We start from the raw sequence: 21609 nt of genomic DNA on the forward strand, positions 1-21609 counted from the left end.
CAAAACAATATTGATATAGCAACGCTTGAGTGTTTAACACGCTTTATACTGTGCCCGCTATCATAAAGCATTATAGTTTTGTTGACCGTTGTCTTTATGAATACTTTACCCAGAGATTCTACTATGTCCAAGCAGTTTACAGAGAAAAAAACCGTACTGGTACTATTTCATAACGACTTACGCTTGCATGACAATGCAACTTTGCATAAAGCGGCTGCTTTGGCTGATGAGGGCAAGCTGATACTTACCTTTGCGCCCACTTTGGCGGATGATTTGCAATCAAAAAACTGGAGTCAGGCTTATAGCTTTGATAAAAAAGGTCCGGCGCGCCAGCAGTTTATAGATGAAAGCTTAGCGGATTTGGATAAGTCCTTACAAAGTCTAGGCAATAGGCTGCTTTATTTAACTTCAGAGCAGCTGCTACAAATCATTGAGTCGCAGGGCGTTAGCTATATTTGTGTCAGTCAAACGGCTGATTATGCGCAGAATGTGGCTTATGAGGCGCTGCAAGATAAGTATCCGCAGATAAGCTGGCACTATCAGGCAACCGCCACGCTATTTGCTACTATGCCGACCAAAGATTTACCGCAAAGCTTTACTCAGTTTCGTAAAAAGGTAGAATATAGCCACGATTTATTAAGCGCTAGCGCTGATTTGGATAGTTGCCAAACACCTGTGACGCTTGCGCCATTGCCGACCAGTCTTGCTAGTAACGATGAATACTATTTTAAGGTGCCGCCCTTTGATGAGCAGCCTAACGAGCCTGCACAGCTAGAGCCGAACTTTAAAAGCGGCGAGACTGAAGCGCTGGCGCATTTACAGCATTATTTTGACTCCGACGCGCCAAGCAGTTACAAAGTCACTCGCAACGCGATGGATGAATGGTCGCATTCTACCAAGTTCTCCCCGTGGCTAGCCAATGGCTCGCTCTCAGTCAAGACAGTGCTCAATCGTTTGCGTCACTATGAGCGTGAGGTCGTCGCCAATGAATCTACCTATTGGATATGGTTTGAGCTGTTGTGGCGTGAGTATTTTTACTGGTATGCGATGACGCATCAGAAAAATCTATTTTTATTTCAAGGTATCAGTGATAAAAAACCGCCAACTCGCTACCATCAAGAGCGCCTTGAGCAATGGCAACAGGGCAAGACTGCTTATCCTATTATTAACGCCTGTATGCAGCAGCTCAATCATACCGGCTATATGTCCAATCGTGGTCGGCAACTGGTAGCCAGCTGCTTTATTCATGAGTTAGGGCTTGATTGGCGCTATGGCGCGACCTATTTTGAGCAGCAATTGATTGATTATGATGTCGCAAGCAACTGGGGCAATTGGCAGTATCTGGCAGGTGTTGGCGCTGACCCTAGAGGCTGCCGGCAGTTTAATCTCAAAAAACAAACCCAGCAGCACGACCCCAATGGCGAGTTTCGAGATAAGTGGTTGGCGTAAAGTAAATGCCATAAAGATTATATGAAGTGAAAAATTTTGATAGATAATGAGTTTTAATAATGAAAAAACCAAGTCCATATTTAACCTTTGCTGGCGCGATTCCTTTTGTCGTCTGCGCGGTCTTTATCACCTTAGGCATTGACGCTGTGATAGGGCTGGGCAAGACGGTAGATATTTTAGCGGCTTATGGCTTAGTGATAGCGTCGTTTATGGCGGGGGCGCATTGGGGCAATCATTTAAGCCTTACCGATGATGACGCTTGGGCGCTCAAGCTGCCGATATTTAGCAGTATTATTGCTGTTTTATTGTGGCTTGGGTTTTTAAGCTTACCAGATTTGGGGTTTATATGGTTGCTGGTGGTTGGTTTTATCAGCTTGCTAGTGATTGATGTCGGTCTTAAGCAAGCCAATATTATCAGTCAGCCGTATTTTCAGGTCAGAAAGTATGTCACTTTGATCGTGGTGGCCTCTTTAATCGTATCCGCCGTGCAATTATAAAAACTATTGACCCTAGTATATATGACCATGCATGTGACCCTGCTCGCCACACTACTTTGAGGCATCAAGACTTTTGACACAGCGTTGGATAAGTAGTCTCATATCACCTAGGTTCCTCTGTTAAGCGCTTATCAAACCTAATATTTGAGGGTTTAACCACACCTCTTGCAATCCCATGAACCAACGCTATTGGCAGACAAATAATGCCGCCTGATAGCATGCCTAACTCATAAGACAATGAGCTGTCCTCATAGGTTTGCCCTTGAAGCCTTGATTGAAATGCGCTGTATGGAATACCATACATATTGCCGGCAAGTATGACTTGTAGCGCTGACAAAATGATAGAGGCGCGCTCTTGACCGTATTCTTTGACCACCGCATCATAAGCATACCGCGCGGGTAATCCCTTTGAATCCGCAAAATGCTGCGCAAACATAATGGCTTTTACTTCTTCAGATTTAATAAACTCATTTCCTCCACTTAAGAAGCTGCTTATTTCCTCATTACTCATACCTTGATGCAGTGCCATTTTAGTATGCTGATATGAGCAGGCTGCGCAACCGTTGACCTCTGTTACCGCTAACATCAGACGCTTCAAAAAATGCTTATCGACTATGGTGTTTTTACTGTTCTGAACAAGTTTGGCAGTCGCTTTTGGTACGTAAGTAAACGCGCTATACAATTCTCTTAAGTTAAATTTGCGCTTATACCCTATGGTTTGGCTGACTGAATCTAACGATTTCATATGTGTCTCATTTTTAAAAATAATGGTGCTTTCCTCAAGTATAGTCAATCTGTAGCAATATCAACACCTATATATAGGTGTTGTATAAGATATAACATTCATTTAAAATGAATCTTTAAGAAAACAGTTATCAACCAATGCTAAGAAGACCACCATGAACTCTATCAATTTACCCAGTAAGCCGCCAACCTCGCCGCATCCCATTCTTAATTTTGGCTTTCGGATTTTTTTTAGTGCAGGCGCGCTGTTTGCCATTATCACCATGACTCTATGGGCGTTTGTCTTTACTGGTCACACGGATATTGATGCGCAGGCGCTCAATCCACTGTATTGGCATGGTCATGAGATGATTTATGGTTATGCGCTGGCGATTGTGGCGGGGTTTTTATTGACCGCAGTGCAGACGTGGACAGGGGTCAAGATGCCACACGGCTATAAGCTGCTTGGTATTTTTGTTTGTTGGTTGTTGGCGCGTTTATGCTGGGCGGCATTTGCTCTTGGCATGACCGTTGGCGGTAGCAGCGCCTCGCTGCTGTATATCGCTGCTATATTTGATATGCTGTTTATCGCATGGATGGCATGGGTGATATTTCACGCTGTGCTACAGGTCAAGCAGTATAAACAGATGGGTATATTATCCAAGCTGGCATTATTGACCCTCGGTAATGGGCTATGCTATTGGGGCGTTTTTAGCAACGACATGAACCTGACTCGAATAGGCATGTATTTGGGGTTTTATCTGATTATTGGTTTGGTGTTGACCATTGGCAGGCGAGTCGTGCCGTTCTTTATTGAGCGTGGCCTGAGCGCAGGGACGACAGACGTGATCAAGTTGCGCAATAGTAAAGCACAAGATATTGCTAGCTTATTATTCTTTTTGGCCTTTTTTATCGTTGATCTGTTTTATCCTAATAAGTACTTGCTGACTATTACCGCACTTGGGGTGGCAATTGTTAATATCGTGCGCCTAAAAGGTTGGTATCATCATCGTATTTGGCAAAAGCCACTACTGTGGTCGCTGTATCTTGCCTTTGCCGGTATGTGTATCAGCTTTGTGCTATATGCTTTGCAACCGTGGCTTGGATTTACTCACAGTATTGCTATGCATGCGCTGGCGGTTTCTGGTATTGGTATGATGACAGTGGCGATGATGGCGCGAGTCTCACTTGGACATACGGGACGCAGTATTCACCAGCCGCCCAAAATGGTCAATGCCATATTTGCACTCATGGTGTTGGCGTTTATCAGTCGGGTGTTTATACCCTTGGTTGATATGGATGATTATCTATTGTGGGTGATGATAGCGCAGGGGGCGTGGATTGCCTGCTTTGTGTTGTTTTGCATCAGCTATTTGCCGATGCTGTCACGTGAGAGACCAGATGGCTTATTTGGGTAATGAAGTTTGAGTAATGAAGTTTAATAAATGAAATGAAAAATAGAGGAGTGTTATCAAATGCGGCTAACCAATTACACTGATTATGCACTGCGTTCGTTGATATATTTGGCAGTCAAGCCCGCGCCGCAAGCGCTTGCTAATATCAGTGATATTGCAGACAGCTATAACATCTCCAAGAGCCATTTGACCAAGATCATTCATCAGTTGGGCCAGCTGGGTTATATCGATAGCGTGCGTGGTAAAAATGGCGGTATTCGGCTAGCACGTGCACCAAAAGATATTAATCTTGGCGTGCTAATTAAGCAGATTGAGCCAGATTTTGCTTTGGTTGAGTGTTTTGCAACTACCTTGGCAAACGATAACAGCAGTCAAAACAATGAAGTCACGCAAAAAGGGTTACCAATTACCCTGATAGAAGAATCAAAAAATGCCGCTTCACTGGGCTGCGTGATTAGCCCTGCTTGCCAGTTAAAAGCGGTATTTTTTGAAGCATTAGACGCATTTATTAACGTGCTTGAGCGTTATACCTTAGCGGATATTATTAATAATAAAGATGAGCTGAATACGTTATTGTCTTTATGACAGTGATGTTTTATAAATACTTTATAAATATTTCGTACACATTAAAAAAGGCTCACAATTAGCCATAATGTATCGCTAATTGTGAGCCTAATTTCTTACTTCGATATGATTTAGAAGTTTATGATTTAAATCATAACAATATTAATTGCTAAGTTGCTCTACGGTACGATTATTCTGAGGCTGTACAGGACGGTTATTACCTTCATATAGGCTAGCCATAGTAGCAATTTGAGCAGGTGCAAGCTCTACTGGTTCTTTGGCTACATACCATTGTACTTGCTCTGAGCAAGGCGGGGTCGTCAGCGAGCCTTCATAATGATAAAAAGTCGGCATGGCAGGAATTATTGCTGACAAATCGATATTATTTGCCATAAAGTCAGTCTTATTCTGAGCACTTACCTTTGTGCCGTTAAGTAATATCTCGACAACTTCATTAGACTGTCCTGGTGTCAGCATCACGCCCATCACTGCAAGATTACCTGTACTATTGGCATGCACAAAATGAACCTCAGCTGGATAATGCTGGCTACCAAACTGATGCTCACTTGGGGTGTGGTAGTGGAACTGTTGTAGCTCAAAAGGCTCATTATTGATGGTTATTGTATTTTCAGAGGTGCTTGGGGTATAGACGATGGTATGACCATTATCGTTGATATTTAGGCTTGCTGATTGGCTATAATTGATAGTAGGAGCGTCTTTTACACTGGCAGTTACCGTCTTGATATCAATAGGGGACTGCTCTTGCCCAATTCCACAAGTGGTTGCACCTTCAACATCTCCCCAATACTCAGGTCCAGTATTGCCAACATATGACCAGCTGGCTTGACGGTCGTCTTTGTTTTTTGACTCAGCGACAACGGGACTGGTTGGGTTGCTTGCTTGCTCGGCGGTTTTATAGCTATTAGAACAGGCGCTAAAACCCATGGCACTAGCGGCTATAATGGCAACGGTGAGAAGATTACGCTTCATACTTAAACTCCTTTTATAAGAAAACAATCTGCTATATTTGATTCAAAACACACCATGTCAAATCCATTTTTATGAGCAATTAAACACTCACTGCTTCTATGAAAAGCAATTAAAAAAATTAAAGTTTGTTGATTAGGTATTATCCATCATGTTTTGGACACTATTAATAGTCACCCGTATGTTGTAACAGATACAAGTAACTGAACCGTGTTTCTTTAGTTAAGAGTTATTAATAAAATAGTTAAATTATCTTGCTGATATAGGCTAGATCCATGTTTATATGAGGGTTTTTATTGAATCCAAATAAATTTTAAATCCCATAAAAAAAGCTGCCTTTGCAGCAGCCCTTTTTGGTATGTTTTTAGTTGAGTTTTTTAGTTCAAGCCTTTTCAAGCTTTGGACGCGCCTTTTCTACGGCTTTTAATAACGCTTTCTCAAAGCCGCCAACTTCAAAGGTAATCAAGCTAGAATGTGCCGCACAGAAATTGTGAGTATCACGCCACTCGTGTGCAAGTTGGGTCGCCCAGTCACAATATTGCTGACCAGCGTTTGGCTCGTCTTTGAGCGCATGCTTGGTAGTAGGGTGCAAAAGTAGCTCAGGCAATACGGCCTCAAGAATTTTTGCAGGCGGGCTCATGAAGGTATCGTCAACGTGCAAGCTTCTGCTGACAGGGTGATATACCAGTAGCGAGCCGGCATGGATTTTGTCATTTGGTGAAATATAGTGGATGCCTTCAGATATAGAAAACTCAAGTTCAGGATAGCGCTTGGCTACCGCGTCACTTTCTACCAAATCCTCTGACCACTCAACTTCAGGTACTTGCTCTTTATGACGGCTACTGCCATAAAAAGTCGCTTTTGGAAAGTCTTTGGCCATTTGTGCACAGCTGACAGTATGGAAAGGGTGGACGTTTAATACCGCCTCTACATCTTGACCGTCATTGGTTAGTGCCATGACTTCATCTCGGACATCACCCGTTAATGTGTAGCTGTCCAAAAAGATAAAGCGCCCTGACTCTAATTTTATCAGTGAGCAATGCGTGCCTATATCGATGACACCGCCTAAGCGAAATGATCCACGAATATTCCAAAACCCTGCGCCCAAGTCATAAATTTTATCTGCCATTGGTGCTAATCCTTAATTATTAGAAAGTAAATGTTTATAAAGTAAAAAAATACTTGGAGTAATATGCTAGTTGATATTAGCGATTAGTATTTTTAATCGTTCGATTATGACTGATAGCGCTGTTAAGGTATGTAAGAAAAAAGCTTTTGTATGTAGTCAGGTATTATGGTCTTTTAGTTGCGGAACCTCGATGTATTGCCATAGAGTCAAATTAACAGCGAAAAGCCGATGTCCAAGTTTGTCTTGAACATCGGCTTTTGATGGTAAGGTTAAAGAGTAGCTTTGATTGAAAGGTTAGCTGTGATTAAGGGGCAGGTTAAAGCTTACTCCGCATAATCAACCCAGATCCAACCGTTTTCTAGCCATTCCATTAACTCATCGGGGTCAACCTCTGTGACATCGTGGCTTTGTAGATGCTCACCATCAGCTAAACGCATCAGTAACGCTGCTGTCGCTTTATCGACGCCATCAAGGCGTTGACCATTGGCATATACAGCAATGCCATCGTCAGTTCGGTTATATAACAGACGATTGCTATAGTCCGCCTGTAGCGTCGCGCCGTCAGCCAAGGCTTGTATTAATTCATCAGTATTTAAGGTCTCTTCTGGTACCAGTGCATCATACTGACGCTTGCTTACCACCTCACTGACTGCTTGACGAATAATATCGTCGCCGCGCTCAGACTGTAGCATTTGTAATAACTTGTTTTTAATTGCAACGATGCTGTCCGCTTGCAGTTCACCAGAGGGTTGTAGGGTTTGCGGCAATAACATTGGTATAAACAAATCGCTATCGTTGGTGGCAACATCAGCCAGACTATCGATGATCTGCATTAAGTTTGGACGACGGCAGCCAAATGAAAAAGTCAGACAGTCATCTTGGGCCACACCAAAGTGTGAGAGTTTCGGCGGTACATAGAGTACATCCCCAGCTTCTAGTACTTCATCAAAGATGATCTCGCCCATATCATCAAAAAGCCTGATTGGCTCATCGGTGACAAACTCAGTATTCTTATCACAGAATTTGCCCAACTGCCAACGCCGGGACCCAAACCCTTGCGCTAAAAACACATCATAATCATCATAGTGTTTGCCAACAGAGCCACCTTTGGGCGCATAGGAGACCATAATGTCATCACGCTGCCATTGCGGGATAAAGTCAAATGCTTGCCATAATTGACCAAGCTCTGGTGACCATTGTTCAAGGTTTTGAACGAGTACGGTCCATTGTGCTGGCAAGTTATCAAAGTCTGCTTCAGTTAGCGGGCTTTTTTTGAGCTGCCATTGTGGTAGGCCTTCTTGCTTGGTTGCTGCTTGTGTCAGTAGGCGCGCCGAAGCGTCCTCTTCAAGCGCAAGACCGAGCATATCCTCTGGCTCAAACATACCGATTAATTGCGGTAAGCCTTGCTTGATTAATAGGGGCTTTTTTTGCCAGTATTCGCTTAGGAACTGCTCTGGACTAATAGAGTCGGGTAAACAAAGGGGTATAGAGGTCATTGATAAATCCGTATCTGAAAATGGCTATGAGATTAATAATAAAGAATACTTTATAGGAAGGTTTTAATAGTTTATGATGAGCGGCTATCTGGTGGCTACTAATAAATAGCTACTAACGAATAGTTACTAGCAGCTAGCATCAGAGCATCCACTCAATCGTAGGACACTTATGAAAAAATTACATTTTATCGTCATCATCGTTAGCATGTTTTTACTACAAGCCTGTGTACATAAGATAGTGACCGTACCTACTAAGGTTGCTTATAAAACCACTAAAGGCGTGGTCAAAGGCACAGTCGCTGTCGGTAAAGCCATCATACCAGGCGACAGTGATGATGATAAAAAAGACGATTAAGGCATCATTTGGTTGTTACGAGTTTGCAATAAAGCAATACAAGCCGCAATCAGTCCACCGAGTAGTGCCAGTGCCATATCACTATGAGCATCCCAGATATCGCCTTGCTGACCATTGTAAGCTTCAGCGGCTTCTGGCGACAAGGTAGTAGCAATACCCCATTCCAATAGCTCGTAGAGTAAGCTTGATGACATATTGATCATCAGCGCTATGACGATCAGCTGCTTGGGAGATTGAATCTTAAAAATAGTTTTTGCGCTTTCATACATGGCACTGAACAGCAGCAGACCATAGCTAAGATGTACCAGCCTGTCATACATATTGCGCTGCCAACCAAATAACTCATTTAAGCTGACGCCAAATAGGTGCTGCGTCCAGTCATCATATGGGACATACGAGTACAGATAACGTGCGCCTATAATATGAATCAGCAAAAATACTGCCGCGAGCATATAAGAGCGCGAGCCAATATAGCCGTAGCGATAAGCGATTATCATTAGAGCTAAAAACAGCAGCGTGCCTAATTGATGCAGTAGGTAGCTTGACCACTCTAAAGGCTCAATGCTTGCCAGCACCATTACGATGAATACCGCAACAGTACTGACAAGCACTGATTTAAAGCTTCGGTTCATTTTCCAGTTTCATTTGTTGATGAGCTGTTACAGCTTAGCAATCCACTCTTTGATGGTTTTTGCTTGCTCAGCCGCATTACCGATATAGGTGGCAGGCGTCAGATCCCTTAGGCGTGCTTTGTCGCTATCTGAAACCGCAGACAGCTCATCACTGTCAACGAAAGTTAGCATGGCTTCGCGGGTCATGGCATTACCACGGGTCAAGGCTTTGAGCTTCTCATATGGGTTTTCAACGCGATAGCGGCGCATGACCGTTTGAATTGGCTCGGCCAACACTTCCTGCGCTTGATGCAGGTCGTCATTGAGGCGCTCTGGATTGACCTCTAGTTTGCCCACACCCTTGAGGCAAGCATCATAAGCAATCATGCTTTGTGCCAGTCCTACGCCGATATTACGTAGTACGGTTGAGTCTGATAAGTCACGCTGCATACGTGAAATCGGTAGCTTTTCGCCCAAATGTGCGAGCATGGCATTGGCCACACCCAAGTTACCTTCAGAGTTTTCAAAATCAATAGGATTGACTTTGTGCGGCATGGTCGATGAACCCACTTCACCATCTTTTAGGCGCTGCTTAAAATAGCCTAAGCTAATATACTGCCAAATATCACGGTTAAAATCGATCAATACGGTATTAAAGCGTTTGACCACATCAAACAATTCAGCGATATAGTCGTGTGGCTCGATTTGCGTGGTATAAGGGTTGAAGGTTAGCTCAAGGCTTTCTGTGATGAACTGCTCTGCATGCGTCTGCCAGTCAACCTCTGGATAGGCTGAGAAGTGAGCGTTGTAGTTACCAACCGCGCCATTGATTTTGCCGAGTAGCTCAACGTCACCGATTTGCTTGATTTGGCGAGCAAGGCGATAGGCGACGTTTGCCATCTCTTTACCTAGCGTGGTGGGGCTGGCAGTCTGACCGTGAGTACGTGACAGCATGGGCTGGTCAGCATGAGTAATGGCTAAGTCAACGATGCTATCAGTGACTTGCTGCATTTTGGCAACTACCAGCTCGCGGCTGTCTTTGAGCATTAACGCATACGATAAGTTGTTGATATCTTCACTGGTACAAGCAAAATGGATAAACTCGAGACTGGCTTCTAGTTGTTCATTACCGCGGAACTTATCCTTAATAAAGTATTCAACCGCTTTGACATCATGGTTGGTCGTCGCTTCAATATCTTTGATCGCTTGCGCATCGGCTTCACTAAAATTATCAACAATGGCATTCAAAAAGGCATTGGTATCTGCATCAAATGCTGCCAATTCACCAATCGCGCTATTATCAGCCAATGACTGTAACCAGCGAATCTCGACAGTGACACGCGCTTTTATCAGACCGAATTCAGATAAATAAGGGCGCAAGCTGTCGGCTTTAGACGCGTAACGGCCATCAATTGGGGAGAGTGCGGTCAAGGCAGATAAAGAGGTAGACATAAATATCCTTAAATAACAATTTTGAATTGAGTGGGTGAGACTTTTTTACATGAAAAATTATTCATAATTAAATAGAGGCGTTTACATCAAAAACTGCTGAGATAAGCACCACTATAAAAACCAACGAGCAAATTATATGAATGGCTAAAAATACCAATAATACATTACGTTTTATAGCAGAGTATTTAGGCTCTCCTTTTTTAGGTAATGTCATAACTCCAAGTACTAGAAACAATAATATTGAGAGCCAAATAGCAACTATAACAATAGGCATCTATTTAACGCTTTGCGTGTATTCTAGAAGCCACACGGTGCATCTATCGACTTAATCACGCCGCCGCCGAGACAAACCTCGTCGATATAGAATACCGCTGACTGACCAGGGGTCACGGCGCGTTGCGGCTCATCAAACACGACTCGCACTTCGCTGCCATCAGTATTTGTCGCAAATACACGGCAAGCTTGGTCAGGCTGACGATAGCGTGACTTTGACATGCTGCGTAAGCCGTCTTCGGTAAAAATATCTGCTGGAGGCAAACCATCGACCCAATCGAGCTTATAAGCGTGCAGCTCATTACTCATTAGCATGGGATGCTCGTGACCTTGACCAACGATTAGGCGGTTTTTGTCCAAGTCTTTGGCGAGTACAAACCAAGGCTCTTCTGGGCGGTCTTTGACACCGCCGATACCGATGCCACCGCGCTGACCTAAGGTGTAATACATCAAGCCATCATGGGTGCCGATGGTCTTATGATCGTCAGTGACGATGTCGCCTTTTTGCGCAGGCAAGTACTGCTGCAAGAAGTCTTTAAAGTGGCGCTCACCAATGAAGCAAATACCCGTAGAGTCTTTCTTTTTTGCGGTAATCAGGTCATGTTCTTCAGCGATTTGACGCACGACAGGCTTTTCAAGCTCACCGACAGGGAATAGAGTCTTGGCAACTTTATCACCGCCAACAGCATGTAAGAAGTAACTTTGGTCTTTATTATTATCCAGACCACGCAATAGCTGTGCGACCTCATCACCATTGCTGTTTGTATAATTGACGCTACGACGTGTGTAGTGACCAGTAGCGATATAGTCTGCACCGAGTGTTAAGGCATAATCCAAAAATGCTTTAAACTTAATTTCTTTATTACACAAGATGTCAGGGTTGGGCGTACGGCCAGCTTTATATTCCGCTAAGAAATGTTCAAAAACACGATCCCAGTACTCCATCGCAAAGTTGGCAGTGTGCAGCTTCATGCCGATTTTGTCACAGACAGCTTGCGCATCCGCTAGGTCGTCCATCGCCGTACAGTATTCGGTACCGTCATCTTCTTCCCAGTTTTTCATAAACAGCCCTTCCACGATAAAGCCTGCTTGCTGCAGCAAAACGGCTGATACGGAAGAGTCGACACCACCGGACATACCCACGATGACGCGCGTCGTCGTAGGATTGGCAATATCGGTTAGGCTTAAGGGAGGGTGGGTACTGAAAGCATCTGAAATAGCTGGCATAAAAATCGCTCAACAACTTATGATAAAATAAGCGTCATATTATACCAGTTAATTGAAACTGGTGGCGACCTATAGTCAGCACACTTTTAAACTGCTACGGTGTCGCTCTAACTACCTTTCACTTATTTTGGAGTGACAATGATAAAAATCGGTCAAGGCATCGATGTTCACGCTTTTCATAACACAGGCGAGCAGCAGCAATATGTCATATTGGCAGGCGTGCCCATTGAACACACGCACAGTCTGCTTGCGCATTCTGATGGGGACGTGGTATTACATGCACTGGCAGATGCGTTGCTTGGCGCTTTGGCACTTGGAGACATCGGTCAGCATTTTCCAGATACGGATGCGGCCAATGCTGGTCTTGATTCACGGGTACTACTACGTTATGTGTATGGCAAAATTCAAGCGGCTGGTTATACTTTGGGTAATGCAGATATTACCGTCATGTGTGAACGCCCAAAGCTCGCCCCTCACAATCAAGCCATGCGTGACAACATTGCCAGTGACTTGCAAACGGATGTGAGTAATATCAGTGTAAAAGCCACGACTACCGAAAAGCTTGGCTTTACCGGTCGCCAAGAGGGTATCATGGCGAGTGCTGTGGTACTATTAGTGCCAACATATAGTGCCTAGCGTATCTAATGGCTAATAATGTATCTGACGTTCAATAGATAAGAGCGTATTCAGTGTATTAATTTGCTTGTAATTTAGTGGCAGTTGCCCCATGTATCAGCAACATAGCGAACCTATATTTTAAATAACTACCTACCTTTAATAAACTGCTTTAGCAATAGGAGCTTTTATGAGTGATCAAACCCCAAATACTGCTGCAACTGACGTTGAACAGCTGATTCGTGACCAAATCAAAGACAATAAAGTGCTGATTTATATGAAAGGCACACCGCAGTTCCCGCAGTGTGGCTTTTCAGCGCGCTCTATTGAAGTGCTGACGCAAATTGGCCGTCCATTTGCCTTTGTCAATATCTTAGAAAACCCAGAAATTCGTGCCACTTTACCAAAAGTCGCTAATTGGCCAACCTTTCCACAGCTATGGATTGATGGCGAATTGATGGGCGGATCAGATATTATCTTGCAAATGTATCAATCAGGTGAGCTTAAGCCATTGGTTGAAGCAAACAGTCCTGCTGCCTAATAACGATACTATTTGTTCAGACAGTCAGCCAGACTAAGCATTACGCACTGTCCGTGCTCTGACTCCGAATAGATCTGAATGAATAAATCCTCGTTTGGTATATAAAAACTCGAGTGGCCTACTACAATGGCTACTCGAGTTTTTTATTGCAACGAGCTTTTATTGTCTTTACAAACTTTATCCCCATAATAGTGTGCAAGATAACCATATATTGAATAAAAAGAGAGTCTTATGAGTAATCAATCCATTGAAAATCAACAAGCCCTTGAGCAAGCTGCCATCGAAAAACGCCGTGAAAAATTAAAATCTGAGTCAGTGCGCATTAGTGACATTGCTGACAATGAGCCAAACTCTGCGCTGAAGTGTATCCATCAGCTGAGTGTGGCAGGCGGCGCGACGGAAGGCACCTATATCGCTATTGAGCAGCGTATCGTGGCCGATCAAGATGCTGCGGGCGCCTATCATCTCGCATTATTGGCCCAAAGCACACCAGATTTGCCGATTGATGCGCGCCAGCTTATCGAACTGGTCATCAACAAAGGTGATAACCACCAACGCTTGGCATTACTCAAAAACTTGCCATTACCGCCCGTTGAGATGATAAAAGAACAAATCTTAGCCAGTAATGATGGTGAGGCAATTGGGCAAATGAATGCTTATCTACAAATCAACCCTGAAGGTCATGGGAGTCAGCATCTGATAACCAGTAGTGAGACAGATAGAGTGGTACCTTTAAGCCCTGGTAATAATCTCAATAACTAGGGCGTAATGATCAATACACCCTAACATAACAATGTAAAAACACAATGCAAAAACGCGAAAACAGCCAAGATGTTTTTGAATGAAATTTCAGCTGTTTTTGCGCTATGGTTTTTTAAACTTCAAAAAATTGCTATAATTATCTGTTACCTATTAACGCTTGGCCGCTGACAGTGGCAGCTATTTATTTTTATATCCTTGACACCTATTCATCGTATTGTAAGCGGTTACTATATCAGTCACTTGCTTACAGTCATCAAGGTATCATCACTCAAGTGAGGCATGCATGCAATATCCCAAAAATTACGACGTGGTAGTGATCGGCGGCGGTCATGCTGGTACGGAAGCTGCTTTGGCTGCTGCACGTATGGGCGCACAGACCTTGCTATTGACACATAATATAGAGACGCTCGGTCAGATGAGCTGCAATCCTGCGATTGGTGGGATTGGTAAATCACACTTAGTACGTGAGATCGATGCCTTGGGTGGGGCGATGGCCTTGGCAACTGATAAAGCAGGGATACAGTTTCGCGTACTGAACAGCCGTAAAGGTGCCGCAGTCCGTGCCACGCGTGCGCAAGCGGATCGTATTTTATATAAAGCCGCTATTCGTCAAACGCTTGAGAATCAGCCCAATCTTGATTTATTTCAGCAAGGTGCTGATGATATTTTGGTTGAAAACGGCCGTGCAACGGCAGTAGTGACATCGACAGGTATTATATTCAATACGCAAACCGTTGTATTAACCTCAGGAACCTTCTTAGGCGGGGTCATTCATATTGGCCTTGAGAACTCAAAAGGTGGACGAGCAGGGGATCAACCTTCTATCAAGCTTGCCGATCGCTTACGTGAGCTTAAGTTGCCAGTGGGTCGTCTAAAGACAGGCACGCCAGCCCGCATCGATGCCCGTAGTGTTGACTTTAGTGTGATGACGGCGCAGCCTGGTGATACGCCATTGCCAGTCATGAGCTATATGGGTGACGTATCTATGCATCCAGAGCAAGTTAACTGTTATATCACGCATACCAACGCGCGTACTCATGACATTATCCGTGCAAACCTAGACCGCTCACCGATGTTCTCTGGCAAAATCGAAGGCGTCGGTCCGCGTTATTGCCCTTCTATTGAAGATAAGATTCATCGCTTTGCTGATAAAGACAGTCATCAGATCTTTATCGAGCCAGAAGGCCTGAACACGCATGAGTTGTATCCAAATGGTATCTCAACCAGTTTGCCGTTTGATGTGCAATTAGACTTTATCCATAGTATGAAAGGACTTGAAAATGCGCACATTACTCGTCCAGGTTACGCCATTGAATATGATTACTTTGATCCGCAGAATCTAAAGCCCACACTCGAAACCAAGTCTATTGACCGCTTGTATTTCGCGGGCCAAATCAATGGTACGACTGGCTATGAAGAAGCAGGCGTGCAAGGACTGCTTGCTGGTACCAATGCGGCACTCGTGACCTGTGATAATAGTGAGTATGAGACTTGGACACCGCGCCGCGACGAGGCCTACCTTGGCGTACTCGTTGATGACCTCATCACTCATGGTACCAATGAGCCGTATCGCATGTTTACCAGCCGTGCAGAGTATCGCTTACTGCTGCGTGAAGACAATGCCGATCAGCGTCTGACTGAGACAGGGCGTAAGCTTGGCTTGGTCGGAGACGCACGCTGGCAAGCCTATCAACAAAAAATGGAAGCCATCGCCACCGAATCTGCGCGTCTAAAAGACATGTGGGCCACGCCTGCCAATGCGTTAGGCAAGCAAGTCACTGCACAAACGGGTGAGGTGCTCAGCAAAGAAGCAACTGCTTATGACTTACTGAAACGTCCGCAAATACATTTTGCTGATATCAAAGCGATTACGGACTCGCAAGTCGACGCACAAGTCGGTGAACAGATAGAAATCTCGGTCAAATATGCAGGCTATATCGATCGTCAACAAGAAGATATCGAGCAGATGAAGCGTTTAGAGAATACGGCGCTGCCGATGGACTTTGATTACAATATAGTGTCAGGTCTATCCAATGAAATCGTGCAAAAGCTCAATCACGTACGACCTGCGACTTTGGCGCAAGCAAGCCGTGTCAGCGGTGTCACGCCTGCTGCTATACAGTTATTGGCGATGACAGTAAAAAAGAACAAAAAAGCCAAGGCCGCGTTAAATTCATAGCTTTGACTTTATAATAGGATGAGATAAATAGAGAGTGTTTGACTGGAGTTGTTATATAAATGCTAGTATAAGTGCTCACTACTCATTTTATCTAACCCCATTATATTGCCAATAAAAATGCCCCTATTATTGTGGGCATTTTATTATTTTGAGCCTGTTTATGATCGACGCCATTGTTTTTGCTATCACGATTGTTTTGCCCAACCTCTTCTTGATGGGGTTGGGTTTTTTTATGCAGCGGCGTGGTGAAGTCAGTCAAACCTTTATCGATCAAGCATCTTACTTTGTCTTTAATTACTGTCTACCAGCACTACTGTTTTTTAGTGTCGTCGATAGCGATGTTGATTATAGTAAGCAAGTGATTTTGATCGCTGCTGGTACTGTCGTGACCTTTATTTTGTTTATAGGGGCTGAGTGGTATGCCAATCGCTTTGTCAAACTACCTGCTGACCAAGGGGTGTTTGTCCAAGGTGTCTTTCGCAGTAATATGGCCATTATTGGATTGGCGACTGTCGCCAACGCCTATGGAGAGCACGGCCTAAGTATTGGCGCAGTGTATATGGGTGTGGTGACGATACTGTTTAATATCCTAGCAGTCATTACCCTCAGCCGCGTCTCTAAGAGTGCTGAAGACACTTGGATCAGCCGCAGCACTATGATTACCAAAAAATTATTCACCAACCCGCTTATTCTGGCATTACTGGCTGCGTTTGCATACAAGGCATTGCCATTGCCGCCACTTGCTGGTGTAATTCATACCACAGGAGGTCTGCTCGCAGCGGTGGCGTTGCCGCTGGCGCTGATCTGTGCAGGTGCCAGCATTGATTTAAAAGCCATGCTGCATCTTTCTGGACTGTCCATGCAAGCCAGTATTGGCCGCATTATTATCGCGCCATTAATAGCTGTCGCAGTTGGATTGGCTTTTGGTTTATCAGGTGTCCATCTGGGCGTGCTGTTTTTGATGGTAGCGTCACCGACGGCGGCTGCCAGTTACGTCATGGCAAAAGCAATGGGTGGCAATGATGTATTGGCGGCCAATATTTTAGCCTTCACCACTGTGGTTGGGATGTTTGGAATGGCAATTGGGGCGGCATTGTTACGTGCTTTAGGGCTGATATAATATAAAATGACAGTGAATGTGTTATACGTTTGATAAAGGAGTGATAGAGTAGTTAGCTATCAAATATTAAGAATTAAGTATTAAACGATAATTTGTCTCTAAAACTAATTTCTAAATTCGATTACAACGTAATAATTCTAACAAGCAAGGAGTACTCAAAGTGCAGTTACTAAACCAAGCGGTAGTCGCCGAACACCTAAATATGCAAGCTGCTATCGATGCGATTGAAGGGCTTTTACGTCTTCAAGAGAAAAACCCTAATTGGATTAAGTCGCCTGATCGCTTAGTTATTGATACCTTTAGCGAGGATGATAACAATAGCCAAGGGTCACATTTATCGATGCCGGCAACCATCTACGATGGTGAGCAAGAGTATACCGCAGTCAAACTGGTTACTATTTGTCCAGACAACCCGAGTCGCGATCTGCCAACGACTACGGCGATTATTACGGTATCAAAAAACGATACGGGTGAGATATTGGCCATTATGGATGGTATCTATACCACTCAAGTACGGACAGCAGCACTATCGGGTATCGCGACTAAATATATGGCAAAGTCTGAGTGTGAGAGTGTGGCAGTTGTTGGGTGCGGTGGTATGGCCTATGAGCAGTTGCATGCGGTACTGACGGTACGCCCTGAGATAAAAACTGTCTACTTATGGAATAGAAGTCATGCAGGTGCTGAGACGTTCAAAGAACGCTTTGCTCAAAACTATAGTCAATGGAATGTAGACATCAAAGTTTGTGAAGCAATTGATGATGCTATCTGTGATGCGGATGTGATTAATGTAGCAACTCGCGCTAACGAAGGCTTGTTTAGTGTCGATAAAGTAAAGTCTGATGCCCATATTAATGCTGTAGGCGCCTATCAGCCATCGATGAAAGAGATCAGCGATGATGTCATTGAAAGCAGTAGTATCGTGGTAATAGATGACTTGGCTGGTGGTCGTCATGAAGCGGGGGATCTGATTCAAGCCCACGATAATTCTGACTGCTCATGGACTTGGGATGATATTAGCGGTGATCTGCAAGCACTAGTGACACAGAAAATTAAAAAATCTAGTGATGGTATCACTCTGTTTAAGTCCGTTGGTGCTGCTAGATTTGATGCGGCAGTGGCGTTATATGTCGCGCAGCAAGCGGCGCAAAAGAGCCTTGGAACATCAGTTGATTGGTAGCTCTAATAACACGAATAACTTTAATACTGTAATATAGTTAGTCCTAGGTAAATACAGTCAAAAAAGCCCCCTTTTCGAATAAGAGAAGGGGGCTTTGACATTAATTTGTTTGAGTTTAGAGTATGTTCAACAGACCCTAATTCAAGTTGTCTTTGTTACGCTTATCTTCTCGGCGCTTCTTGCGTTTTGGGCTAGTACGATACGTCAGATACCCACCAACTGCCATCACTGCAATAAATGCGACGATGTATAAAAATATTGCTGAACCGATAAAAGTGGTAGAGTTTTCCATGACTATTATCTCATTGGAGTTCAATAATAATTATGCAAGCGCTGCTGCCGATTGTAAAGTAAACAAATTTAGCTCGGGTGTAAGTTCAAGTGAACGCAAACGTGCTGCCTGATCATAGACGTTGGCAGTGACAATCAGCTCGTCTGGCTGATATTTTGCCAAGAACTCAGCAAGTTTGGGCTGCACGGTTTCTACAGAGCCAATAAAAGATACCGATAGCGCATTGTCGACCATCATTTTTTCTGTTGGGCTCCAGATGCTATCCATATCATGAGTCGGTTTTGGCATTTGACCTGTTTCACCACGGCGTAAGCGTACAAAACTCTGCTGCGCTGAGGTAAAGTGATACTGTGCAGTTTCATCATCATCAGCAAGTAATAAATTCGCAGCTAGCATCACGTAAGGCTTATCTAAATACTTTGAAGGCTTAAACTGCTCTCGATAAGCGGCGATAGCTTGAGTCAGCATTTGTGGTGCAAAGTGAGAAGCGAACACATAAGGGAGTCCTAAATGTGCAGCTAGGGTCGCTCCAAATAATGATGAGCCTAATATCCAAATGGGAATGTTTGATTTGGCGCCTGGGAATGCCTGTACAGGACTATTATCAGTATCATTGCCCAAAAAATACATCAGTTCTTGTACATCTTGCGGAAAGCGCTCAGCATCTTTCATTTGCCGACGTAGCGCCTGAAACGTCGCTCCATCTGTACCAGGGGCGCGGCCCAAGCCCAAATCAATACGGTCGCCATAGAGTGCTTGCAAGGTACCAAATTGCTCAGCGATGACCAGCGGAGCATGGTTAGGTAACATCACACCGCCTGCACCAATACGGATGCGCTTGGTTTGACTACCAATATGCGATAGTAGCACCGAGGTCGCTGCACTAGCGATACCGGGCATATTGTGGTGCTCTGCCATCCAATAACGGTTGAAGCCGGCTGCCTCTGCTTGTTGTGCGGTCTCAACAGTCTGGGCGATACCTTCAGCGATGGTGTTACCCTCAGGAACGGGCGCTAGGTCTAAAAATGACAAAGGGATTGTATTACTCATGACTCACCTATTGTTATGATGCCGTGTCTCAACGACATTATTATATTTGTATTCAATTATAGTTATAGAAAGCACTAGTTTGACGTGACTGCCTACTGATTGTTCAATAATTAGTATGATGGGGCAGTTATAGTGAATATCAAGGTCAGAGTATGAGGTAATAACAAATCTTAATAATGTGATGGTTGTACAGGAGTGAAATACAGTTTTTAGGAGAAATAATAGTATAAAAAGCAAGCGGCACCGCTATCTGCTGATAACGATGCCGTTGAATTTTTATAGATAAAAGTGCTCATTAGCTATGCGTAGAGTAGTTACTATTTAACAAGCTACTATTTAAAAAGCTACTCACTAAACTGCTTTTGACAGAGCTCCATAAAAGCACGACCATATTGGCGAATTTCTGCATCATCACGTACCGCCATCCAACTGGTAAAGCGCCCAAAATGGTCGACTGGAATCGCCGTTAGGTTTTGATAGTGACTTGGCTCAAAAGCCATCTCAGCAATGATACCAATACCTAAGCCAAGACCAACATAGGTGCTAATGACATCAGCATCAAGCGCGGCTAATACAATATCAGGCTCTAATCCTGCCGCTTCAAAAGTTTTGTCAATGGCACCGCGTCCTGTGAAGCCTCCATGATAAGTCACGATTGGATAGCTTGCCAATGTGGGTAAGTCAATGGATTCTTTTCCAGCAAGTTCGTGGTCGCTCGGCACAATGACGCGATGCGTCCAGTCATAATAACGGTAGCATCTTAGGTAGTTGTTATGAAGTAGGGATTCGGTTGCCACGCCAATATCGGCTTGACCGCGGATGACCATCTGGGCGATGGTTTCGGGGTCAGCCTGCTGCAAGATTAAATTTACTTTGGGAAAGCGCTCTTTGAACTCTTTAACCACTTGTGGCAAGACATAACGTGCCTGCGTATGAGTGGTAGCAATGGTTAATGTGCCGATATTAGGGTCATTGAAATCAAGGCTGAGGTTCTCAATCGTTCGGATCTCAGCGAAAATAGTCTCAATATGCGGCATCAGCGCTGTGCCCATGGTGGTAAGGCCTGTCAGGCGTTTGCCTTGACGCACGAATACTTCAGTTTTGAGTTGGTTCTCAAGTGCCGCGATGTGTTTTGACAAGCTTGACTGACTGGTATGTAATACCGTCGCTGCTTGACTTAAGTTATAGCCATTAATTACCGTATGCCACACCGTCTCCAACTGTTTGAGCTGAATCTGTAGATGCCGCTGATTGACGACCATATCGATTGCCATAACTTAACCCTATTGTATAAATATACAGATCGCGTCTGTATATAAAAAATAAAACGTATAAATACCGACTAATAAGCGACCAGTGTAAATCAAGTCTATTATTCTTGTATATAGCAAATAGCTATCAGCTTATGAACAATAGGAATATATAATAGTTAAGATGAGACAAAGAGGCCATTTCTTTCACAATAAAGCAGGGTATTGACACAGCACGTTACTAGAATGAAACATAAGCAGTTGTGAGAGTCTGTATGCATCAGTTAATACAAAAACATCTAGTCAAGGTAGGCGTTCTCAAGTAACATAATTGAATTTTGTTGTCATGGTCGTATTTGTACAACGTTGAGCAGTTTTTATCGATTTTGTCTAAAGCAAATTTGTCTAAAGCAAAATAATACAAATCGAATAATCGATAAAG

21 protein-coding genes are annotated in these 21609 nt (G+C 43.9%); 11 read left to right on the forward strand and 10 right to left on the reverse strand.

Features of this window, described 5'->3' with window-relative positions:
- Positions 1 to 123 precede the first annotated feature (123 nt).
- Together JMY01_RS05265 and JMY01_RS05270 are read left to right on the forward strand one after the other, a co-directional pair.
- Positions 124 to 1449, forward strand: a complete 1326-nt coding sequence (locus JMY01_RS05265; RefSeq protein WP_201574602.1) for a DASH family cryptochrome — start codon at positions 124 to 126, stop codon at positions 1447 to 1449.
- 59 nt (positions 1450 to 1508) lie between these two features.
- Positions 1509 to 1946 carry a DUF3429 domain-containing protein gene (locus tag JMY01_RS05270; protein ID WP_201574603.1) on the forward strand — a complete coding sequence of 146 codons (438 nt, stop codon included), beginning with the start codon at positions 1509 to 1511 and terminating at the stop codon, positions 1944 to 1946.
- A gap of 103 nt (positions 1947 to 2049) precedes the next feature.
- Here JMY01_RS05270 and JMY01_RS05275 read toward each other — a convergent pair whose 3' ends face one another.
- Entirely contained in the window at positions 2050 to 2691 is a 642-nt protein-coding gene (locus JMY01_RS05275) for a carboxymuconolactone decarboxylase family protein (RefSeq protein WP_201574604.1), read from the reverse strand.
- A gap of 154 nt (positions 2692 to 2845) precedes the next feature.
- Between JMY01_RS05275 and JMY01_RS05280 the strand changes: the two genes are divergently transcribed.
- Together JMY01_RS05280 and JMY01_RS05285 are read left to right on the forward strand one after the other, a co-directional pair.
- A complete protein-coding gene (locus JMY01_RS05280) occupies positions 2846 to 4087 on the forward strand; it encodes an NnrS family protein (protein ID WP_201574605.1) in 1242 nt (413 codons plus the stop codon).
- A gap of 57 nt (positions 4088 to 4144) precedes the next feature.
- The gene (locus tag JMY01_RS05285) at positions 4145 to 4669 is read left to right on the forward strand and encodes an Rrf2 family transcriptional regulator (protein ID WP_201574606.1); all 525 of its coding nucleotides are present in this window, start codon (positions 4145 to 4147) and stop codon (positions 4667 to 4669) included.
- Positions 4670 to 4810: 141 nt separating this feature from the next.
- Here the strand turns inward: JMY01_RS05285 and JMY01_RS05290 are convergent, their stop codons facing one another.
- From JMY01_RS05290 to JMY01_RS05300, 3 genes are all read right to left on the reverse strand, one after another.
- On the reverse strand, positions 4811 to 5638 hold the full coding sequence (locus tag JMY01_RS05290; RefSeq protein WP_201574607.1) for a carbonic anhydrase: 828 nt from the start codon (positions 5636 to 5638) through the stop codon (positions 4811 to 4813).
- Between the two features lie 379 nt (positions 5639 to 6017).
- Positions 6018 to 6764 (reverse strand): hypothetical protein, encoded by a 747-nt coding sequence (locus tag JMY01_RS05295; protein WP_201574608.1) that lies wholly within the window; start codon positions 6762 to 6764, stop codon positions 6018 to 6020.
- A 323-nt stretch (positions 6765 to 7087) separates the two neighbouring features.
- Entirely contained in the window at positions 7088 to 8260 is a 1173-nt protein-coding gene (locus JMY01_RS05300; RefSeq protein WP_201574609.1) for a cupin domain-containing protein, read from the reverse strand.
- 169 nt (positions 8261 to 8429) lie between these two features.
- Here JMY01_RS05300 and JMY01_RS05305 point away from each other — a divergent pair, with 169 nt between their 5' ends.
- On the forward strand, positions 8430 to 8615 hold the full coding sequence (locus JMY01_RS05305) for an NF038104 family lipoprotein (protein WP_201574610.1): 186 nt from the start codon (positions 8430 to 8432) through the stop codon (positions 8613 to 8615).
- Here JMY01_RS05305 and JMY01_RS05310 read toward each other — a convergent pair.
- From JMY01_RS05310 to mnmA, 3 genes are all read right to left on the reverse strand, one after another.
- Positions 8612 to 9247, reverse strand: coding sequence for a DUF2238 domain-containing protein (locus JMY01_RS05310; protein WP_201574611.1), 636 nt, complete (start codon positions 9245 to 9247; stop codon positions 8612 to 8614). The genes JMY01_RS05305 and JMY01_RS05310 overlap by 4 nt on opposite strands.
- Before the next feature lie 27 nt (positions 9248 to 9274).
- On the reverse strand, positions 9275 to 10678 hold the full coding sequence (gene purB, locus JMY01_RS05315) for an adenylosuccinate lyase (protein WP_201574612.1): 1404 nt from the start codon (positions 10676 to 10678) through the stop codon (positions 9275 to 9277).
- Between the two features lie 297 nt (positions 10679 to 10975).
- Positions 10976 to 12178, reverse strand: coding sequence for a tRNA 2-thiouridine(34) synthase MnmA (gene mnmA, locus JMY01_RS05320; protein ID WP_227677690.1), 1203 nt, complete (start codon positions 12176 to 12178; stop codon positions 10976 to 10978).
- Positions 12179 to 12316: 138 nt separating this feature from the next.
- Between mnmA and ispF the strand changes: the two genes are divergently transcribed.
- From ispF to JMY01_RS05350, 6 genes are all read left to right on the forward strand, one after another.
- Positions 12317 to 12814, forward strand: coding sequence for a 2-C-methyl-D-erythritol 2,4-cyclodiphosphate synthase (gene ispF, locus JMY01_RS05325; RefSeq protein WP_201574613.1), 498 nt, complete (start codon positions 12317 to 12319; stop codon positions 12812 to 12814).
- Between the two features lie 169 nt (positions 12815 to 12983).
- On the forward strand, positions 12984 to 13334 hold the full coding sequence (gene grxD, locus JMY01_RS05330; protein ID WP_201574614.1) for a Grx4 family monothiol glutaredoxin: 351 nt from the start codon (positions 12984 to 12986) through the stop codon (positions 13332 to 13334).
- Positions 13335 to 13565: 231 nt separating this feature from the next.
- On the forward strand, positions 13566 to 14096 hold the full coding sequence (locus JMY01_RS05335) for a hypothetical protein (protein ID WP_201574615.1): 531 nt from the start codon (positions 13566 to 13568) through the stop codon (positions 14094 to 14096).
- Positions 14097 to 14379: 283 nt separating this feature from the next.
- Positions 14380 to 16275, forward strand: a complete 1896-nt coding sequence (mnmG, locus tag JMY01_RS05340) for a tRNA uridine-5-carboxymethylaminomethyl(34) synthesis enzyme MnmG (RefSeq protein ID WP_201574616.1) — start codon at positions 14380 to 14382, stop codon at positions 16273 to 16275.
- Between the two features lie 160 nt (positions 16276 to 16435).
- The gene (locus JMY01_RS05345; RefSeq protein WP_201574617.1) at positions 16436 to 17395 is read left to right on the forward strand and encodes an AEC family transporter; all 960 of its coding nucleotides are present in this window, start codon (positions 16436 to 16438) and stop codon (positions 17393 to 17395) included.
- Between the two features lie 160 nt (positions 17396 to 17555).
- Complete coding sequence (locus JMY01_RS05350) at positions 17556 to 18575, forward strand: ornithine cyclodeaminase family protein (RefSeq protein WP_201574618.1); 1020 nt, start codon at positions 17556 to 17558, stop codon at positions 18573 to 18575.
- Positions 18576 to 18711: 136 nt separating this feature from the next.
- Here JMY01_RS05350 and JMY01_RS05355 read toward each other — a convergent pair whose 3' ends face one another.
- From JMY01_RS05355 to JMY01_RS05365, 3 genes are all read right to left on the reverse strand, one after another.
- On the reverse strand, positions 18712 to 18867 hold the full coding sequence (locus JMY01_RS05355) for a hypothetical protein (protein WP_201574619.1): 156 nt from the start codon (positions 18865 to 18867) through the stop codon (positions 18712 to 18714).
- Between the two features lie 30 nt (positions 18868 to 18897).
- Positions 18898 to 19917 carry an LLM class flavin-dependent oxidoreductase gene (locus tag JMY01_RS05360; RefSeq protein WP_201574620.1) on the reverse strand — a complete coding sequence of 340 codons (1020 nt, stop codon included), beginning with the start codon at positions 19915 to 19917 and terminating at the stop codon, positions 18898 to 18900.
- 344 nt (positions 19918 to 20261) lie between these two features.
- Positions 20262 to 21191: a LysR substrate-binding domain-containing protein gene (locus JMY01_RS05365; protein WP_201574621.1), complete on the reverse strand. Its 930-nt coding sequence runs from the start codon at positions 21189 to 21191 to the stop codon at positions 20262 to 20264.
- Between the last annotated feature and the right edge of the window lie 418 nt (positions 21192 to 21609).

It is taken from the genome of Psychrobacter sp. H8-1 (assembly GCF_904846575.1).
Classification (GTDB): domain Bacteria; phylum Pseudomonadota; class Gammaproteobacteria; order Pseudomonadales; family Moraxellaceae; genus Psychrobacter; species Psychrobacter fulvigenes.

Bases quoted from the DNA above. Each gene is read 5' to 3' on its own strand.
- JMY01_RS05265 (WP_201574602.1), top strand. From the start codon at position 124: ATGTCCAAGCAGTTTACAGAGAAAAAAACCGTACTGGTACTATTTCAT.
- JMY01_RS05270 (WP_201574603.1), top strand. From the start codon at position 1,509: ATGAAAAAACCAAGTCCATATTTAACCTTTGCTGGCGCGATTCCTTTT.
- JMY01_RS05275 (WP_201574604.1), bottom strand. From the start codon at position 2,691: ATGAAATCGTTAGATTCAGTCAGCCAAACCATAGGGTATAAGCGCAAA.
- JMY01_RS05280 (WP_201574605.1), top strand. From the start codon at position 2,846: ATGAACTCTATCAATTTACCCAGTAAGCCGCCAACCTCGCCGCATCCC.
- JMY01_RS05285 (WP_201574606.1), top strand. From the start codon at position 4,145: ATGCGGCTAACCAATTACACTGATTATGCACTGCGTTCGTTGATATAT.
- JMY01_RS05290 (WP_201574607.1), bottom strand. From the start codon at position 5,638: ATGAAGCGTAATCTTCTCACCGTTGCCATTATAGCCGCTAGTGCCATG.
- JMY01_RS05295 (WP_201574608.1), bottom strand. From the start codon at position 6,764: ATGGCAGATAAAATTTATGACTTGGGCGCAGGGTTTTGGAATATTCGT.
- JMY01_RS05300 (WP_201574609.1), bottom strand. From the start codon at position 8,260: ATGACCTCTATACCCCTTTGTTTACCCGACTCTATTAGTCCAGAGCAG.
- JMY01_RS05305 (WP_201574610.1), top strand. From the start codon at position 8,430: ATGAAAAAATTACATTTTATCGTCATCATCGTTAGCATGTTTTTACTA.
- JMY01_RS05310 (WP_201574611.1), bottom strand. From the start codon at position 9,247: ATGAACCGAAGCTTTAAATCAGTGCTTGTCAGTACTGTTGCGGTATTC.
- purB (WP_201574612.1), bottom strand. From the start codon at position 10,678: ATGTCTACCTCTTTATCTGCCTTGACCGCACTCTCCCCAATTGATGGC.
- mnmA (WP_227677690.1), bottom strand. From the start codon at position 12,178: ATGCCAGCTATTTCAGATGCTTTCAGTACCCACCCTCCCTTAAGCCTA.
- ispF (WP_201574613.1), top strand. From the start codon at position 12,317: ATGATAAAAATCGGTCAAGGCATCGATGTTCACGCTTTTCATAACACA.
- grxD (WP_201574614.1), top strand. From the start codon at position 12,984: ATGAGTGATCAAACCCCAAATACTGCTGCAACTGACGTTGAACAGCTG.
- JMY01_RS05335 (WP_201574615.1), top strand. From the start codon at position 13,566: ATGAGTAATCAATCCATTGAAAATCAACAAGCCCTTGAGCAAGCTGCC.
- mnmG (WP_201574616.1), top strand. From the start codon at position 14,380: ATGCAATATCCCAAAAATTACGACGTGGTAGTGATCGGCGGCGGTCAT.
- JMY01_RS05345 (WP_201574617.1), top strand. From the start codon at position 16,436: ATGATCGACGCCATTGTTTTTGCTATCACGATTGTTTTGCCCAACCTC.
- JMY01_RS05355 (WP_201574619.1), bottom strand. From the start codon at position 18,867: ATGGAAAACTCTACCACTTTTATCGGTTCAGCAATATTTTTATACATC.
- JMY01_RS05360 (WP_201574620.1), bottom strand. From the start codon at position 19,917: ATGAGTAATACAATCCCTTTGTCATTTTTAGACCTAGCGCCCGTTCCT.
- JMY01_RS05365 (WP_201574621.1), bottom strand. From the start codon at position 21,191: ATGGCAATCGATATGGTCGTCAATCAGCGGCATCTACAGATTCAGCTC.